Here is a 16721-nt window from a genome sequence, read left to right on the forward strand (position 1 = left end):
CCCGCGCGTCAGCGGCCTTGCGTCGGGGGCGCTTCCCGAAGGTCCAGCGTCCGCAGCCTCAGGGCGTTGGCGATCACGGAGACCGAGGACAGGCTCATCGCGGCGGCCGCCAGCATCGGCGACAGCAGCCAGCCGAAGACCGGATAGAGCACGCCCGCCGCCACCGGCACGCCGACGGCGTTGTAGACGAAGGCGAAGAACAGGTTCTGCCGAACGTTGCGGATCGTCGCCTTCGCGAGGCGCCGGGCTCTGGCGATGCCGGCGAGGTCGCCTTTCACCAGCGTGATACCGGCGCTTTCCATCGCGACGTCCGCCCCCGTGCCCATGGCGATGCCGACCGCCGCGCCGGCCAGCGCCGGAGCGTCGTTCACGCCGTCGCCCGCGACCGCGACGCGCCTGCCCCGGCCCTGCAACTCCTCGACCAGCGCCAGCTTGCCCTCGGGCAGGAGACCGGCCCGGACGTCGTCGATGCCGAGCGCCTTGGCGACGCCGGCCGCAGTGCCCGGCTCGTCGCCGGTCGCCATGACGACGCGGACACCTTCGGCGTGAAGCGCTCGGATCGCATCCCGCGCGGAAGGCTTGATCGGGTCCGCGACGGCGAGAAGGCCGGCGGCCTTGCCGTCCACCGCAACGAACATCGCGGTCTTGCCTTCGCCGCGCAGCCGTTCGGCCTCCGCCTCCAGCGCCTTCGCCACCTCGACGCCGCCGTCCCGGAGCATCGCCCGGTTGCCGATCGCGACCGCGCGTCCCTCGACCGTGCCGGCGAGACCCTTGCCGGTCGCCGCCTCGACGCCTGTCGCATCCGGCAGTTGCAGGCCATGCCCTGCCGCACCGGCGACGATCGCCGCCGCCAGCGGGTGTTCCGAGCCCCGCTCCAGCGCCGCGGCGAGCCGCAGCATCGCCTCGCCGTCGCCGCCCTCGGCAGGAACGACGTCGACGAGGCGCGGCTGGCCTTCGGTGAGCGTCCCGGTCTTGTCGACCACCAGCGTGTCGACGCTCGCGAGACGCTCCAGCGCCTCGGCGTCGCGGATCAGGACGCCGGCCTGCGCGCCGCGCCCGGTCGCCGTCATGATCGAGACCGGCGTCGCGAGGCCGAGCGCGCAGGGACAGGCGATGATCAGCACCGACACCGCCGCGACGAGGCCGTGCGCCAAGGCGGGCTCGGGTCCGAGCGCCCACCAGAGCGCGAATGCGAGCAGCGCGACCGCCGCCACCGCCGGCACGAAGACGCCCGCGACTCGGTCCGCCAGCCCTTGGATCGGCGCACGCGAGCGCTGCGCCTTCCCCACCATTTCGACGATCCGGGCGAGCACCGTGTCGGCCCCGACCGCTTCGGCGCGCATGACGAGCGCACCGCGCCCGTTCAGCGTGCCGCCGGTGAGCCGGTCGCCCTCCCCCTTCGCGACCGGTGCGGACTCGCCGGTGAGGATGCTCTCGTCGACGAAGGAGCGGCCCTCGATCACCGCGCCGTCCACCGGCACGCTCATCCCCGGCGGCACGCGCAGCCGGTCGCCCGTCCGCACCTCGCCGAGCGGCACGTCCGCCTCCGTTCCGTCCGCACCGATGCGGCGCGCGGTCTTCGGCGCGAGGTCGAGCAGCGCGCGGATGGCGGAACCGGTCCGCTCGCGCGCCCTGAGTTCCAGGATCTGCCCGACGAAGACCAGCGCGACGATCACGGCGGAGGCTTCGAAATAGACCGGCACGCTCGCTTCCATGCCCGCCATCCCGGCGCGGAACGAGGCGGGGAACAGCCCCGGCAGGAAGGCGGCGAGGACGCTGTAGCCATAGGCCGCGCCGACGCCGAGCCCGATCAGCGTCCACATGTTGGGCGAGCGGTTGCGGAGCGAGGCAAGCGCCCGCCGGAAGAAGGGCGCGGCGGCCCAGACCACCACGGGCGTCGCCAGGAGGAACTCGGCGAAGACCGCCGCGCGTTCGCCGAGCCAGGCGCGGAACGGCAGGCCGAGCATCGACCCCATGGAGATCAGCAGCAGCGGCACGGCGCAGGCGACGCTGACGAGCAGGCGGCGGGTGAAATCCACCCGCTCCGGGTTCGGTCCGCCATCTCCTGCTGCCGGCGTCATCGGCTCCAGCGCCATGCCGCATTTCGGGCAGTCCGCCGGCCCGTCGCTGACGACCTCCGGATGCATCGGGCAGGTCCATTTCGAACCGGGCGCGGCCGCCGGTTCGGGGCGCGGCCAGTTGCCGAGATAGCCGGCGGGATCGGCCTCGAACTTCGCCTGGCAGCCGGCGGAACAGAAATAGAAGCGCGTCCCCTCGTGCTTCGCCATATATCGGGCGGAGGCGCGGTCCACCTCCATGTCGCAGACCGGGTCCTTCGCGGTCAGGTAGCCCTCCGGCGCAGCCTCGAACTTCTTCCGGCAGCCTTCGCAGCAGAAACGGAAGGTCCGCCCGGCATGCGTCGCCTCCGGCTTGCCGGCGCCCGGGTCCACCATCATCCCGCAGACCGGATCGCGGACGGCTTCCGGCGCAGCGGCGGATGCGTGCGCATGATGGTCGTGGTGGTGATGGGCGGCGTGGTCGCCGCCGTCGTGATGCCGGTCGGTCATGCGTCGGGTCCTGATGCGAGCGATGGGAGATGGGGCTTCCCGTTGCTGGAAGGTCAAGGATCGATGCCGTTGCTGCCGATTTGACCGCGACGGCGTCTTGCCGTTTCATCGGCCAGCAACCGACCGGAGACCCGCGATGTCGCCCGAAGACCTGAGGGCCCTCATGGCCGCGGCGTCGCCGGCCCGATCCGGCGACTTCCTCGCGGGCATCGCGGCGGACACCGCCGAGACCCGCGTGAAGGCGCAGCGTCGCCTCGCCGACACCGGCCTCGCCGAGTTCTTGGAGACGCCGCTCGTCGACCCGGACGCGGACGAGGTCTCCGCGCTGATCCTTGCCCGCCACGACGACGACGCCTTCGCACCGATCTCCCATCTCTCAGTCGGGACGTTCCGCGAATGGCTGCTCGGCGACGAGGCGACACCCGACGCCATCGCCGCCCTGCAATGGGGCCTGACGCCGGAAATGGTCGCCGCCGTCTCGAAGATCTGCCGCAGCCAGGACCTCATCGCGATCGCGCGGAAGCGTCCGGTGACCTCGGCCTTCCGCACCACGGTCGGCCTGCCCGGGCACCTCGCAGTCCGCATCCAGCCGAACCATCCGACCGACGACCCGATGGGCGTCGCGGCCTCGATCGTCGACGGCCTCCAGTTCGGTTGCGGCGACGCGGTGATCGGCATCAACCCCGCCACCGACAGTCCGGAGGCGATGATCCGTCTCCTCCACCTCATCGAGGAGCTGCGCTTGCGGCTCGGCTGTCCGGTGCAATCCTGCGTCCTCGCGCACGTGACGACGGCGCTGGCGGTGCTGGAACGCGGCGCGCCGGTGGACCTCGTGTTCCAGTCGATCGCGGGATCGGAAACCGCCAACCGCTCCTTCGGCATCGACCTCGCGATGCTGCGGGAAGCGCACGATGCCGCGGCCGAGCTGAACCGCGGAACGGTGGGGCGGAATGCCATGTATTTCGAGACCGGCCAGGGTTCGGCGCTGTCCGCCGATGCCCATCACGGCGTCGACCAGCAGACGATGGAGGCGCGGGCCTACGCCGTCGCGCGCGAGTTCTCGCCGCTCCTCGTCAACACGGTGGTCGGCTTCATCGGGCCCGAATACCTCTACGACGGCAAGGAGATCACCCGCGCTGGGCTGGAGGACCATTTCTGCGGCAAGCTGCTCGGCCTGCCGATGGGGGTCGACGTCTGCTACACCAACCATGCCGAGGCGGACCAGAACGACATGGACGGCCTCCTGACCCTCCTCGCCGTCGCCGGCGTCAACTTCGTGATGGGCGTGCCGGGCTCGGACGACGTCATGCTGAACTACCAGTCGACCTCCTTCCACGACGCGGCCTACATCCGCCGCACGCTGGGCCTGCGCGCCGCGCCGGAGTTCGAGCGCTGGGCGGAGGAGCTCGGCATCTTCGATGCCGACGGCATGCTGGCGCCGGCGGGAGGAGACCGCTCGCTGGACCTCCTCGACCGCTCGCGGCTCTTGGAGGCCTCATGATGACGGACCGCCCGGTCGCACCGCCGCACCCGATCGCGGCGCTCCGCCGCTACACCGAGGCGCGGATCGGCCTCGGACGCGCCGGCGCGGGGCTGCCGACCGCCGCCCATCTCGACTTCGCCGAGGCGCATGCGAAGGCGCGCGACGCGGTGCACGCGCCTTTCGATGCTGACGCGGTCGAGCGGGCGATGCGGGACGCCGGCCGCGAGACCTTGCGCATCTCCAGCGAGGCTCCCGACCGCGCCACCTACCTGCGCCGCCCCGACCTCGGCCGCCGGCTCGCGGACGAGTCGCGCGCCGCGCTTCTGGAGGCGGCGAAGGACGGCCCGTTCGATCTCGCGGTGATCCTCGCCGACGGGCTGTCCGCCACCGCGGCGCATGCCTATGCCACGACGGTGGCGCTGGGAACGCTCGCCCTCGTGCCGATGGCGTGGCGCGTCGCGCCCGTCCTCGTCGCGTCCCAAGCCCGCGTCGCCCTGTCCGATCCGGCGGCCGAAGCTCTCGGCGCGAAGCTCGTGCTGATGCTCGTCGGCGAGCGGCCGGGGCTGTCCGCCGCCGACAGCCTCGGCGCCTACCTCACCTTCGATCCGAAGCCGGGGCGCACCACGGACGCCGACCGCAACTGCGTCTCGAACATCCGCGCCGGCGGCTTGCCCCCGTCGCTCGCCGCCCCGAAGCTCGCCCGCCTGCTGGTCCGCGCTCGCTCGCTCGGCCTGACAGGCACGCGGCTGAAGGACGAGGATTCGATCGAAGGGGCGATGCCGCCGGCGCTCGGGCCGCCGGAATGAGGGTTCAGGCCTCCGGCTCGCCGGCGGCCTCGCGCAGCGCGCGGATGTTGCCGGCATAGGCCGGGGCGCCGCCCTTGAACACGGCCGAACCCGCGACGAAGGTGTCGGCTCCCGCCTCGCGCACGGCCTTCGCCGTGTCCGGGGCGATGCCGCCGTCGACCTCGATGCGGATCGGCCGGTCGCCGATGAGCGCCCGGAGCCGACGAAGCTTCGCCAGCGTCGCCGGGATGAAGGCCTGCCCGCCGAAGCCGGGATTGACCGTCATCACCAGCACCATGTCGACGCGATCGAGCACGTATTCCACCGCCGTCTCGGGCGTGCCGGGATTCAGCGCGACGCCGGCCTGCTTGCCGAGCCCCCTGATCGCCTGAAGCGAGCGGTCGAGATGCCGCGTCGCCTCGGCATGGACGGTGAGCATGTCGCAGCCGGCTGCCGCGAAGGCTTCGAGATACGGGTCGCACGGCTCGATCATCAGGTGGCAGTCGAAGAACTTCGCCGTCGCCGGACGCAGCGCCTTCACCACCGGCGGGCCGAAGGTGACGTTCGGCACGAAATGCCCGTCCATCACGTCGAGATGGATCCAGTCCGCCCCCGCCTCGGCCACGGCCGCGACCTCCTCGCCGAGCCGTGCGAAGTTAGCGGACAGGATCGACGGGGCGATGACGAGCGGGTTGGGCATATGACTTTGGCTCACGAACAGCATGCGGCGTCGAAAACTTAGGTTTCTTGTCCCCAGCGGGGAGAAGGTCCGGCAGGGGATGAGGGGTGCCATCTCGAAAGGCGCGGTCGGCATTCGTCACCACCGCATATCCCTCACCCGTCCGCCGCTCCGCGACATCCACCCTCTCCCCGCGAGGGAAAGAATGGCACACGGCCTCCGACCGTCGCGTCAGCCCTTCCGCAACACCTCGATGCCGGGAAGCTCCTTGCCTTCCAGCCATTCGAGGAAGGCGCCGCCGGCCGTGGAAAGATAGGTGAAGTCGTCCGCCGCACCGCTGGCGTTCAGCGCCGCGACCGTGTCGCCGCCGCCGGCGACGGTGACGAGCCGGCCCTCCTTCGTCAGCTTCGCCGCCGCCAGCGCCACCTTGTTCGTCGCGGCGTCGAAGGGCTCGATCTCGAAGGCGCCGAGAGGGCCGTTCCAGAGCAGGGTCCGGCAGGACGACAGTGCCTCGACGATTGAGTCCGCCGTCCTCGAGCCGACATCGAGCGCCATCCTGTCCGCCGGAATGGCGTCCGCCGGAACGGTCTCGTTCTCGGCATGGGCCTTGAACTCGCTTGCCGCGACGACATCCGCCGGCAGGTGGAGCTTGCAGCCGCTCGTCTCGGCGAGCTTCATCACCTTCAGGGCCGTCTCCTTGGCGTCCGCCTCGTAGAGCGACTTGCCGACGTCGTGCCCTTGCGCGGCGAGGAAGGTGTTCGCCATGCCGCCGCCGATGACGAGATGGTCCATCTTCGGCACGAGGAATTCGAGGACGCCGATCTTGCTGGAGACCTTCGCGCCACCGACCACCGCCGCGACAGGGCGCTGCGGTTCGTTCAGCGCCGATTCCAGCGCGTTCACCTCCGCCAGCAGCGACGGTCCGGCATAGGCCGGCTTGAGCTTCGCGATCGCGTGCGTCGAGGCGTGGGCGCGGTGCGCGCAGGAGAAGGCGTCGTTGACGTAGATGTCGCCGAGCTCCGCCAACCGTCGCGCGAAGCCCTCGTCGTTCTTCTCTTCCTCGGCGTGGAAGCGCAGGTTCTCCAGAACCGCGACCTCGCCGTCCTGCAGCGCCGAGACGACCGACTTCGCCGGCTCGCCGACGCAGTCCTCGGCGAAGGCGACCTTCGATCCCAGGATCTCGGCGAGCTTGTCGGCGACAGGCTTCAAGGTGAAGGCCGGATCGGGCTTGCCCTTCGGCCGGCCGAAATGCGCGAGGATGACGATCCTTCCGCCCTTCCCCGCCAGCTCCTTCACCGTCGGGGCGAAACGCTCCAACCTTGTGGCGTCCGTCACCTTGCCGTCCTTGGCCGGAACGTTCAGGTCGGCGCGGATGAGCAGAGTCTTGCCGGAAACCGCCGCGTCGCCGATCGAGGGAAGCCGGCTCAACGGACGATCTCCTTCGCCGCCGTCACGATGCCGTCCGGCGTGATGCCGAAATGCTCGTAGAGCTTCGGCGCGGGGCCGGAAGCGCCGAAGGAGCGCATGCCGACGAAGCGCCCTTCCGTGCCGATGAAGCGATCCCAGGACAGGCCGCCCGCCGCCTCGACCGCGATGCGCGGCGCGGTGCCGAGAACGGACCGGCGGTAGCTCTCGTCCTGTTCGAGGAAGAGCTCGTGGCTCGGCATCGAGACCACCGCCGCGCGGATGCCCTCGCCCGCCAGCTTCTCGGCGCCGGCGAGCGCGATCTCGATCTCGGAACCGCTGGCGAGGATCGTCACCTGCCGCTCGCCGTTCGCTTCCTTCAGCACGTAGCCGCCGCGCCGCGACCGATTCTCGGCGACGTCGCCGGCGCGGACCGTCGGCAGGTTCTGGCGCGACAGCGACAGGACCGACGGGCGATGTTCGGTCAAGGCGATCTCCCAGGCTTCCGCCGTCTCGATCGCGTCGGCCGGGCGGAAGACCAGCATGCCCGGCGTCGCGCGCAGCATAGTCAGGTGCTCGATCGGCTGGTGCGTCGGACCGTCCTCGCCGAGGCCGATCGAATCGTGCGTCAGGACGTAGATGACGCGAACGCCCATCAGCGCCGAGATGCGCATGCCGCCGCGCATGTAATCGGAGAAGACGAGGAACGTGCCGCCATAGGGGATGAAGCCGCCGTGGACGGCGAGGCCGTTCATCACCGCCGCCATCGCGTGCTCGCGGATGCCGTAGCGGATGTAGCGGCCGTCGTAGTGCCCGGCCTGCACGTCGTGCATGTTCTTGGTCAGCGTGAAGACGGAGTGCGTCAGGTCCGCCGAGCCGCCGACGGTGAGTTCCGTCGCAGCGTTGACGATTTCCAGCGTCGCCTCGGAGGACTTGCGGGTCGCGAGCTTCGGCTTCTCCTCGGAAAGCCTCTGGCGATAGTCCGCCATGGTCTTCGCGAAGTCGGGTCCGAGTTCGCCCTCCATCGCGGCGTCGAACTCGGCCTTTCTGCCGGAGGCCGCATGGCGCTTCTCCCATTCGCCGCGGGCCGCCGCGCCCTTCACCCCGACCTCGCGCCAGCCGGCGACGATCTCGTCCGGGATCGCGAAGGCTTCCGCCGTCCAGACCAGCTTCTCGCGCGTCGCCGCGATCTCGTCCGGCCCGAGCGGTGCGCCGTGGCTCTTCTCGGAGCCGGCGAGCTTCGGCGAGCCGTAGCCGATGATGGTCTTCGCCGCGATCATCGCCGGCTTGTCGGATTTCCTCGCCCGCTCGATCGCGGCGCGGATCGCGTTCGTGTCGTGGCCGTCGACGCGCTCGGCGTGCCAGCCAGCCGCCTCGAAGCGCTTCACCTGGTCGGTCGAAGTCGCGAGCGAGGTCTTGCCGTCGATCGAGATGCCGTTGTCGTCGAAGAGGACGATCAGCTTCGACAGCTTCAGGTGGCCCGCGAGGTCGATCGCCTCGTGGCTGATGCCCTCCATCAAGCAGCCGTCGCCGCAGAAGACGTAAGTGTAGTGGTCGACGAGGTCGTCGCCGTAGCGCGCATTCAGCATGCGCTCGGCGAGCGCCATGCCGACCGCCGTGGTGATGCCCTGCCCGAGCGGGCCGGTCGTCGTCTCGATGCCGAGCGCGTGGCCGTATTCCGGGTGGCCGGCGGTCTTCGAGCCGATCTGCCGGAAGTTCTGCAACTGCTCGATCGTCATGTCGGAATAGCCGACGAGATGGTGCAGCGCGTAGAGGAGCATGGACCCGTGGCCGTTCGACAAGACGAAACGGTCGCGGTCCGGCCAGTCGGGGCGCGCCGGATCGAGCTTGATGAAGTCGCGGAACAGAACGCTCGCCACGTCCGCCATGCCCATCGGCATGCCGGGATGGCCGGAATTGGCACGCTGCACCGCATCCATCGCCAGCGCCCGGATGGCATTCGCCATGTCGCGCGGGTCGCGGTCGGCGGCTCCGCTCTTCGGCTGCGCGGCGACTTCGGACATCGGCTTCCCTTCGGACGTTCGAGCCGCGCGAAGCGGCGTTTCAATCGATTCGTGCCGGAGGCTTATCGCAGGTCCGCCGACAAATCCATGACGCGTCGCCGCGCGTCACGCGTCCTTGCCGAGATAGCCCGCCAGCGCCTCGATTTCCGCCTTCGAGCCGAAGGCGAAGGGGGTGCGGGCGTGGAGGCCGTCCGGCACGATGTCGAGCATCCGCCCCGTTCCGTCGCTCGCCGCGCCCCCCGCCTGCTCGATGCAGAAGGCCATCGGGTTGGTTTCGTAGAGCTGGCGCAGGCGACCGCGCTCGTAGCCCTTCCGGGTATCGCCGGGGTAGAGGAACATGCCGCCGCGCCGGAAGATGCGATAGGCGTCGGCGACCATCGAGCCGACATAGCGCATGCCAAAATCGTGCCCCCTCGGGCCCTCCGCGCCAGCGTCGAGATCGTCGACGTAACGGCGCATGCCCGTCGCCCAGTGGCGGCGATTCGAGACGTTGACGGCGTACTCCTTCGCTTCGGTCGGGATCGCGGGGGCCGGCCCGAAAGCGACGAAGCCGCCCGAACCCGGCGCGCGGATGAAGACGCGCGTGCCCGCCCCCAGCGTCACGACGAGGAGGAGTTGCGGCCCGTAGATGAAGAAGCCGGCCGCGAGCTGGTTCGTGCCCGGCTGCCGGAAGACGCTGGAAGGATCGGCGCGATGCGCGTCGGTCGCCGGCAGCAGCGAGAAGATCGTGCCGATCGAGACGTTGGTCTCGATGTTGGACGACCCGTCGAGCGGGTCGATCGCCAGCGCCAGCGGCCCGTCGCCGAGTTGCACCGCCTCGTCCTGCTCCTCCGAGCCGTAGAAGCCCACCGGCGAGCGCTTCGCGGCGTCGAGGAAGGCGCGGTCGGCGACGACGTCGAGCTCCTTCTGCATGTCGCCGCCGGCGTTCTGGTGGTTCTGCGCGGCGGCGAGGTCGTCGCCGGACCCGCCGCGCGCGATCGTCTCCTGCACGATCACCGCCGCATCGGCGAAGGCGAGAATCGTAGCGGCGACCGCTTTCCCTTCCGGCCGGTTTTCCGCACCGTCGCGCAGGAAGCCTTCGAGCGTCTTTTCCGTATCCATCGCCACCCTTCCATCCTTCCGCGCCGGCCGCACCGCCGCGAGATAGGGCAAACGCATGGCATAACATAGCGGCGTCCTCGCCCGATCGTGATGGGGCAAGCGGCCGCCAACGCGGCGAAACCTGTCGGCAAGCGGCGGCTTGCGGCACTACGCCTCTTGGCACCCGCGCCGTTAGCGGCAACTATCCCCGTCAAACCGTCCCGCCGCGCGCGGTCAGAGGACGGCATTCGATTCGGGTCAGGGAAGCGAACGCGCAAGCATGACATCGGACCCAAAGGCCGGCTTCGAAGCCGCGCTCCGGCGCATCGACGAACGGCTGGAAGCCTTGCTGCCGCCGACGCTCGCGAGCCACGCGCCGTTGGGAGACGCCCTGCGCGAAAGCGTTCTCGCCCCCGGCAAGCGCCTTCGTCCGCTGATGACGCTGCTGGCGGCCGAGGACCTCGGCGGGTCCGCGGCGGCGGCCCTCGACGCCGGCTGCGCGGTCGAGATGGTCCATGCGGCCTCGCTCGTGCTCGACGACCTGCCCTGCATGGACGACGCCACGCTCCGGCGCGGCCAGCCGGCGCTGCACGTGCGGCACGGCGAGGACGTCGCGGTTCTCGTCGCGATCGGCTCGCTGGCGGGGGCCTACCAGCTCATCGCCGGCATCGACGGATTGTCGGCCGAAGCCCGGGTCGAAGCGGTGGCGATCCTTTCCGCCGCGGTCGGCGTCCGGGGTCTCGTCGGCGGTCAGTTCGAGGACCTGCGCGGCGGCCGGCACCGCCGCGCCGTCGCCGAGATCGCCGCCGCGAACGGCTTGAAGACCGGCTCGCTGTTCAGCGCGGCGGTCGAGATCGGCGGCGTCGTCGCCGGCGCATCCGGCGGGGTGCGGGCCGAACTTCGCGGCTTCGCCGAGGAGCTCGGCCATGCCTTCCAGCTCGTCGACGACCTGCTCGACCGCGCGCCGAGCTCCAGCGCGCTCGGGAAAGACGTCGGACAGGACCGGAACAAGTCCACGATCGTCTCGATGATGGGGCCGGCGGCGGCGCGGCGGCGCATCGAGCGGCACGTCTCGCGCGCCGAGGCGAGCCTCACCCGGGTCTTCGGGCCATCGAGCCGCATGCACGGGCTGCTGGCGCTGGTGTTCGAGCACGCGATGCGGCAGGGACAGGGCGAGGGCCGTCCGCACCGCGTCGACGGCTTCGCGGCGGAAGCGCCGCAGGAGATCGGCGCCCGCTGACGGCGCGGAGAAAGCGATGACATTGACGAGCTGGCCGGTCCTGATCGGCGTCGCCCTGGTCACCTTCCTTGCCATGGAATGGGTGGCGTGGTGGACCCACAAATACGTCATGCATGGCGACTGGGGCTGGGGCTGGCACAAGTCGCATCACGAGGAACACGACGAGCTCTTCGAGAAGAACGACCTCTACGCCGTGGTCTTTTCCGGCATCGCCATCGTGCTCTTCGTCGTCGGCTCGCTCGCCGGCCTGCCGCTGGTGCTCGCCTTCGCCACCGGCATCACGCTCTACGGCATCTTCTACTTCATCGTGCACGACGGCCTCGTCCACCAGCGCTGGCCGTTCCGCAACATCCCGCACCGGGGCTACGCCAAGCGCCTCGTGCAGGCGCATCGCCTCCACCATGCCGTGGAAGGCCGCGAGGACAACGTTTCCTTCGGCTTCCTCTACGCCCCGCCGGCCGACCGGCTGCACGCGCAGCTGAAGGCCTCCGGCGTCGTCGAGCGCGAGCGCCGAGCGGCACGGGAAGCAAAGGCGGCGGCGCGTGCAGCCACCGCCACCGTCACGCCGCCGGATGCGTCCAGAGAGCGGCCGGACGAGGCGGAGATGCCGCGCGGCGCGGCTTGAGCGCGACGAGCCCGGCCCCAGCGACGTTCCGCAGCTTTTCCGCGCCGCTCGTCGAGACCCGTTCGTCCCAGGCGGCGGCCCCTCGCGCCACCACCTTCAGCCCGATCTCGCGGTAGACGCCGAGCGCGGTCGCGATCGCCCAGCTCGATCGGCGCGGCAGCGCGTCCACACCGATCCGCGCCGAAGCGTAATACGGCTCGGCCAGATCGACGAGACGCTTCGCCAGCACCGCGAGCTTCCCCCGCGCCGCCGGATCGGCGAGCGTTTCTGGCGTGAGGCCGACCTCGCGCAGCCATTGCCGCGGCAGGTAGATGCGCCCGACCTCCGCATCCGGCACGATGTCGCGCGCGATGTTGGTGAGCTGGAAGGCGAGGCCGAGGTCGCAGGCGCGGCGGAGCACGTCCGGATCGTGCGTCCCCATGATCAGCGCCATCATCGCGCCGACCACGCCCGCGACGTGGTAGCAGTAGTCGAGAAGCTCCGGCACGCTCTCATAGACCCGCCCGTCGACATCCATGCGGAAGCCGTCGAGATGGTCGAGAGCCAGCGCCAGCGGAATGCCGCGGCGCTCCGCCACCAGTTGCAGGGCGCGGAAGGCCGGCTGCCCGACCCGCTCGCCGGCGAAGGCACGCCGGGTCTCGCGCTCCAGTTCCGCGAGCCGTTCCGGCACGCCGGATGCGCCCGTCGCGCCGTGTCCGAGCGTCTGGCCGTCCACCACGTCGTCGCAATGCCGGCACCAGGCGTAGAGCATGATTGCGTCGGCGCGCGTCTCGGCGTCGAACAGCCTTGCCGCGGCGGCGAAGCTGTTCGAGCCCTTCGCGATGGTCTCCGCCGCGGCCCGGACGATCGCGGCGCGATCCGCCGCCGCGTCATTCATGCAGCGCATCCTCGATCATCAGGCCGGCCGTCGCCTTGGCCGAGCCGACGACGCCCGGAACCCCGGCCCCGGGATGGGTGCCCGCGCCGACGATGTAGAGGTTGCCGATTTCCGCGTCGCGGTTGTGCGGCCGGAACCAGGCGCTCTGCGTCAGCACCGGATCGAGCGAGAAGGCCGAGCCCAGATGCGCGTTCAGCTCCGACTTGAAGTCGATGGGCGTGAAGATGCGGCTGGTGACGAGGTCTTCGGCGAGGCCGGGGATGTAGTGCTTTTCGAGGTAGGCGAGGATGCGGTCGCGGTAGAGCGGCCCCTCCCGCTCCCAGTCGATCGCGGCGTTGCCGAGATGCGGCACCGGCGCCAAGACGTAGAACGAGCCCATGCCGGGCGGCGCCAGCGAGGGATCGGTGGCGCAGGGGTTGTGCAGGTAGAGCGAGAAGTCGCGCGGCAGCGTGTTGCCGTTGAAGATCTCGGCGATGAGGTCGCGGTAGCGCGCGCCGAAGCAGACCGTGTGATGCATGATCTCCGGCCGATGCCGCCGGAGGCCGAAGTAGATGACGAAGAGCGACATCGAGAACTTGCGCCCCTTCAATCGCTTGGCTTCCGCCGCACCGCGCTTCGTCCCGCCGAGCAGCGCCTCGTAAGTGTGGACCACGTCGGCGTTCGAGGCGACGAGATCGGCATCGAAGCGCCGCCCGTCCTTGCAGACCACACCGGTCGCCCTGGTGCTGGCGGTCTCGATGCGCTCCACGTCGGCGTCGAGCTCCACCTGGCCGCCGAGGTCCTCGAACAGCCTGACCATTCCGCGCACCAGCGCGCCGGTGCCGCCGCGCGGGAAGAACACACCCCACTTGCGCTCCAGCGCGTGGATCAGCGCGTAGATCGAGGACGTCGCGAAAGGGTTGCCGCCGACCAGCAGCGAATGGAACGAGAAGGCCTGCCGGAGCTGGTCGTCCTCGATGAACTCGGCGACCTTGGCATAGACGCTCTTCCACGCCTGCAACCGGGCCAGCGCCGGGCCGGCGCGCACCATGTCGCGGAACTGCAGGAAGGGCACGGTGCCGAGCTTGACGTAGCCCTCCTCGAACACGGCCTTCGAATAGTCGAGGAAGCGGCGGTAGCCGGCGAGGTCGCGCCCGTTCTTCGCGCCGATCTGCCGGTCGAGCTCGGCTTGGTCGTTGACGTAGTCGAAGCTGTAGCCGTCCTCCCAGCACAGGCGGTAGAAGGGCGAAACGGGCAAGAGCTCGACATAGTCCGCCATGCGCCGGCCCGCCGCGGTCCATAGTTCCTCCAGCGCGGACGGGTCGGTGATGACGGTCGGCCCGGCGTCGAAGGTGAAGCCCCCGTCCTCGTAGACGTAGGCGCGGCCGCCCGGCTTGTCGCGGCGCTCGAGCAGCGTCGTCGCGATGCCGGCCGACTGCAGTCGGATCGCGAGCGCGAGGCCGCCGAACCCCGCGCCGATCACGACGGCGCGCTTCTTCGGCGTCGGGCGGTCGAGCATCAGGCGGATTCCTTCATGGACCGGCGCGACATGGCGAGTGCGCGGATCGCGTTCGAGATCGGCACCGGCGGGCGGCCGGTGAGGATGCGCAGCTTGTCGCCGGCCGAGAGGTTGGTGGCGTAGAAGCGCCCGACGAGGTCGTCCGGCAGGCGGTGGAAATGCTGCAGAATCTCGTAGCGCCGTGACGCCTCGCCCGCGAAGAACAGCATCCGGTTCAGTCCCCGGAAGAAGCGCCGATCCTCCCAGGTCTGGACCGAGTGATCGCGCGTCAGGGCGAAGAGGGCGTCGGCGGACAGGTCCGGCGCACTCGCGATCCGGTCGGCGAGGCGCACCGCGTCGGGGAGCGAGTAGCCGGTGGTCGGGTGGAAGAGCACCGCCGCGAGGCCCGACGCCGGGATGCCTCCGCGCTCGTCCCAGAACCGGCGGATGTCGCCGTCCACCGCGATCGGCAGCACGCCCTGCTCTTCCCGCACGATCCGCCGGACGCGCCAGCCGTGCCCCGTGCAATAGTCGGCGAGCCGTCGGCGCAACGCTTCCGCGTCGAGCGCGTCGCCGTCGGCATAATAAGTGTCCTCGACCAGCAGCCGGTCAGCGGCGAAGGGCAGGACGTAGACGAAGCGGTAGCCGTCGTCCTGCTCGACCGTCGCGTCCATCACGATCGGTCGTTCGAGGCCGTGCGGCGCTTCCAGCTCGATCTCCAGCCCGAGGAACTTCTGGAACACGAGGTCGACATGCGGGCTCGCCGCGTGGCCGCGCCCGTCGAGCACCGCACCCGCCTCGATGCGCGTCCCGTCGCCGAGCGTCACGGCGCGAGGCTCGACCATTGCGACGGGCGCGCCCGTGCGCACCGCCGGCCCGCACTCGCCGATCAGGGCGGCGAAGCGATCCGACGTCGCGCTGCGATAGCCCGTGCCGATACGTCGGCGGCGGAGGGGAAAGCGCACCTCGTAGTCCGGCCAGACATGCGCGACGAAGGGCGCGACCCAGGCGCCTTCCGCGATTGTCAGGTCGTGCTCGTGGAACGACCACGTGTGGTTGCCGCCGACCGTCTCGCCGGCCTCCAGCATGAGGACCGTCAGGTCCGGACGCTTCTCGCGGAGGCGCCGGAGCACGAGCCCGTTCGCCAGCCCGCCGCCGACGAGAACGAGGTCGAAGCGTTCAGGCGAGCGCAACGCGCGGCTCCGGCCGGCTGGCGCGCGTGCCGTTCAAGGCTGCCTCGATCAGGTCCGTCGCCAAGTCGCCTCCGCCCGCGCGCGCGATCTCGCGGCCGATCGCGGCCGCCCTTTCGCGGGTGCTGGATGCGCCAAGCAGGCGCTCGATGGAAGCCGCGAGCCGGCCGCAAGACAACGTGACGCGCCCGAGCTTCTCGCCGACGCCGTGGTGGACGATCCGCGCGGCGATGCCCGGCTGGTCGAAGGCGATCGGCACGCAGAGGAGCGGCACGCCCGCCCCGAGCGCGTCCAGCACCGTGTTGAGGCCGCCGTGGGTCAGGCAGAGATCGGCGCGGCGCATGACGGCGGCGAGCGGCACGAAGTCGGTGACGAAGTCCGCCCCGAGCGCCGCGGCCTCGCGAGCCGAAAGGCCGCCGCAATGGGCGACGGCGAGCTGGACACCGACCTCGCGGCAGGCCTCCGCCGCCTTGCGGAAGAAGCCGAGCCGGTGTCCCTGCATAGTGCCGAGCGAGGCGAAGACGAGCGGCCGCGCGGGATCCGGCTCGAACGGCAGCAGCGGCGCGACCGGCGGCGGCTCGCCGCGGATCGGCCCGACGAAATGGCGGATCGCCGAGGGCGGTCGCGGGAAATCGAAGCCAGGCACGATCTGCGCGATCCGCAGCGTCGGCGACAGGCAGTCGGCCAGAGCATGGCGGGGGGAGAGGCCGAAACGCTGCACCCAGGCCTCGATCCCGTGCCGCTGGCGGGTCAGCAGCGCGTTCGCGATCTTCTCGCCGCCCGCATTGCGCTTCAGCCCCTCCGGGCTCGGATCGAACGGCCAGTCGAGGAAAGGCAGCGGCATGCCGGGCGAGACGTCCATCGGCAGTGCCGCCGCGACGGAGGCGAAGGGCAGGCCGAGCGCCGCCGCGACGAGGCCCGTTGCCGGCTCCATCTCGTCGCCGACGATCATGTCGGCGCGCCAGGCCTTCAGGATCGCCGGCGCGTCCTCGCAGAGCGCGTCGGTGAGGTCCGCGCCGTCGGCTACCGTGCGGAGGATGCCGAGCGGCCCGGTCGGTCGCGCGGCGCGGCGGATCACCGCGTCGAGGCCGCCCCGCCCCGCCGAGCGCACCGTGCGCACCGGCGCGCTCGACACCACGACGTGCCGCGCCCCCTCGTTGAGAACGAAAAGCACTTCGTGACCGCGGCCCATCAAACGGTCCGCCAGCGCCTCGAAGACGCGGATGTGACTGGCGAACGGGGCCGAGATCAATGCGAAACGTGCCATCTGCCGGCAAATCTAGCAGGGAT

13 protein-coding genes are annotated in these 16721 nt (G+C 70.7%); 4 read left to right on the top strand and 9 right to left on the bottom strand.

Annotated features, from left to right (window positions below; all coding sequences use genetic code 11):
- Positions 1 to 8: 8 nt before the first annotated feature.
- Entirely contained in the window at positions 9 to 2567 is a 2559-nt protein-coding gene (locus F6X38_RS00250) for a heavy metal translocating P-type ATPase (RefSeq protein WP_150967534.1), read from the bottom strand.
- Positions 2568 to 2703: 136 nt separating this feature from the next.
- Between F6X38_RS00250 and F6X38_RS00255 the strand changes: the two genes are divergently transcribed.
- The gene (locus F6X38_RS00255; protein ID WP_150967535.1) at positions 2704 to 4068 is read left to right on the top strand and encodes an ethanolamine ammonia-lyase subunit EutB; all 1365 of its coding nucleotides are present in this window, start codon (positions 2704 to 2706) and stop codon (positions 4066 to 4068) included.
- The gene (gene eutC, locus F6X38_RS00260) at positions 4068 to 4856 is read left to right on the top strand and encodes an ethanolamine ammonia-lyase subunit EutC (protein ID WP_150967536.1); all 789 of its coding nucleotides are present in this window, start codon (positions 4068 to 4070) and stop codon (positions 4854 to 4856) included. Before F6X38_RS00255 ends, eutC begins: the two co-directional genes overlap by 1 nt.
- 4 nt (positions 4857 to 4860) lie before the next feature.
- Here eutC and rpe read toward each other — a convergent pair whose 3' ends face one another.
- The 4 genes from rpe to F6X38_RS00280 form a co-directional block, all read right to left on the bottom strand.
- Positions 4861 to 5535 carry a ribulose-phosphate 3-epimerase gene (gene rpe / locus F6X38_RS00265; protein WP_150967537.1) on the bottom strand — a complete coding sequence of 225 codons (675 nt, stop codon included), beginning with the start codon at positions 5533 to 5535 and terminating at the stop codon, positions 4861 to 4863.
- Between the two features lie 210 nt (positions 5536 to 5745).
- Entirely contained in the window at positions 5746 to 6942 is a 1197-nt protein-coding gene (locus tag F6X38_RS00270) for a phosphoglycerate kinase (RefSeq protein ID WP_150967538.1), read from the bottom strand.
- On the bottom strand, positions 6939 to 8942 hold the full coding sequence (gene tkt / locus F6X38_RS00275; RefSeq protein WP_150967539.1) for a transketolase: 2004 nt from the start codon (positions 8940 to 8942) through the stop codon (positions 6939 to 6941). The genes F6X38_RS00270 and tkt overlap by 4 nt, the downstream gene beginning before the upstream one ends.
- Positions 8943 to 9047: 105 nt before the next feature.
- Entirely contained in the window at positions 9048 to 10043 is a 996-nt protein-coding gene (locus tag F6X38_RS00280) for a class 1 fructose-bisphosphatase (protein WP_150967959.1), read from the bottom strand.
- Between the two features lie 259 nt (positions 10044 to 10302).
- Between F6X38_RS00280 and F6X38_RS00285 the strand changes: the two genes are divergently transcribed.
- Together F6X38_RS00285 and F6X38_RS00290 are read left to right on the top strand one after the other, a co-directional pair.
- Positions 10303 to 11262: a polyprenyl synthetase family protein gene (locus F6X38_RS00285; protein ID WP_150967540.1), complete on the top strand. Its 960-nt coding sequence runs from the start codon at positions 10303 to 10305 to the stop codon at positions 11260 to 11262.
- Positions 11263 to 11278: 16 nt separating this feature from the next.
- Positions 11279 to 11887, top strand: coding sequence for a sterol desaturase family protein (locus F6X38_RS00290; RefSeq protein ID WP_150967541.1), 609 nt, complete (start codon positions 11279 to 11281; stop codon positions 11885 to 11887).
- Here the strand turns inward: F6X38_RS00290 and F6X38_RS00295 are convergent.
- Genes F6X38_RS00295 through F6X38_RS00310 form a run of 4 tightly spaced genes read right to left on the bottom strand, consistent with a single transcriptional unit; the run spans position 11823 to position 16683 of the window.
- Positions 11823 to 12764, bottom strand: a complete 942-nt coding sequence (locus F6X38_RS00295; protein ID WP_150967542.1) for a phytoene/squalene synthase family protein — start codon at positions 12762 to 12764, stop codon at positions 11823 to 11825. The genes F6X38_RS00290 and F6X38_RS00295 overlap by 65 nt on opposite strands.
- A complete protein-coding gene (locus F6X38_RS00300) occupies positions 12757 to 14262 on the bottom strand; it encodes a phytoene desaturase (RefSeq protein WP_150967543.1) in 1506 nt (501 codons plus the stop codon). Before F6X38_RS00300 ends, F6X38_RS00295 begins: the two co-directional genes overlap by 8 nt.
- On the bottom strand, positions 14262 to 15434 hold the full coding sequence (crtY, locus tag F6X38_RS00305) for a lycopene beta-cyclase CrtY (RefSeq protein WP_150967544.1): 1173 nt from the start codon (positions 15432 to 15434) through the stop codon (positions 14262 to 14264). Before crtY ends, F6X38_RS00300 begins: the two co-directional genes overlap by 1 nt.
- Positions 15421 to 16683 carry a glycosyltransferase gene (locus F6X38_RS00310; protein ID WP_210248871.1) on the bottom strand — a complete coding sequence of 421 codons (1263 nt, stop codon included), beginning with the start codon at positions 16681 to 16683 and terminating at the stop codon, positions 15421 to 15423. Before F6X38_RS00310 ends, crtY begins: the two co-directional genes overlap by 14 nt.
- Positions 16684 to 16721: the final 38 nt, after the last annotated feature.

The sequence above is a fragment of the Plantimonas leprariae genome (assembly GCF_008802405.1).
In the GTDB taxonomy this organism is placed as follows: domain Bacteria; phylum Pseudomonadota; class Alphaproteobacteria; order Rhizobiales; family Rhizobiaceae; genus Plantimonas; species Plantimonas leprariae.

Excerpts from the sequence above, each read along its gene's own strand:
- eutC (WP_150967536.1), top strand. The coding sequence starts at position 4,068 with ATGACGGACCGCCCGGTCGCACCGCCGCACCCGATCGCGGCGCTCCGC.
- F6X38_RS00300 (WP_150967543.1), bottom strand. The coding sequence starts at position 14,262 with ATGCTCGACCGCCCGACGCCGAAGAAGCGCGCCGTCGTGATCGGCGCG.
- F6X38_RS00285 (WP_150967540.1), top strand. The coding sequence starts at position 10,303 with ATGACATCGGACCCAAAGGCCGGCTTCGAAGCCGCGCTCCGGCGCATC.
- F6X38_RS00290 (WP_150967541.1), top strand. The coding sequence starts at position 11,279 with ATGACATTGACGAGCTGGCCGGTCCTGATCGGCGTCGCCCTGGTCACC.
- F6X38_RS00280 (WP_150967959.1), bottom strand. The coding sequence starts at position 10,043 with ATGGATACGGAAAAGACGCTCGAAGGCTTCCTGCGCGACGGTGCGGAA.
- tkt (WP_150967539.1), bottom strand. The coding sequence starts at position 8,942 with ATGTCCGAAGTCGCCGCGCAGCCGAAGAGCGGAGCCGCCGACCGCGAC.
- rpe (WP_150967537.1), bottom strand. The coding sequence starts at position 5,535 with ATGCCCAACCCGCTCGTCATCGCCCCGTCGATCCTGTCCGCTAACTTC.
- F6X38_RS00295 (WP_150967542.1), bottom strand. The coding sequence starts at position 12,764 with ATGAATGACGCGGCGGCGGATCGCGCCGCGATCGTCCGGGCCGCGGCG.
- F6X38_RS00255 (WP_150967535.1), top strand. The coding sequence starts at position 2,704 with ATGTCGCCCGAAGACCTGAGGGCCCTCATGGCCGCGGCGTCGCCGGCC.
- F6X38_RS00250 (WP_150967534.1), bottom strand. The coding sequence starts at position 2,567 with ATGACCGACCGGCATCACGACGGCGGCGACCACGCCGCCCATCACCAC.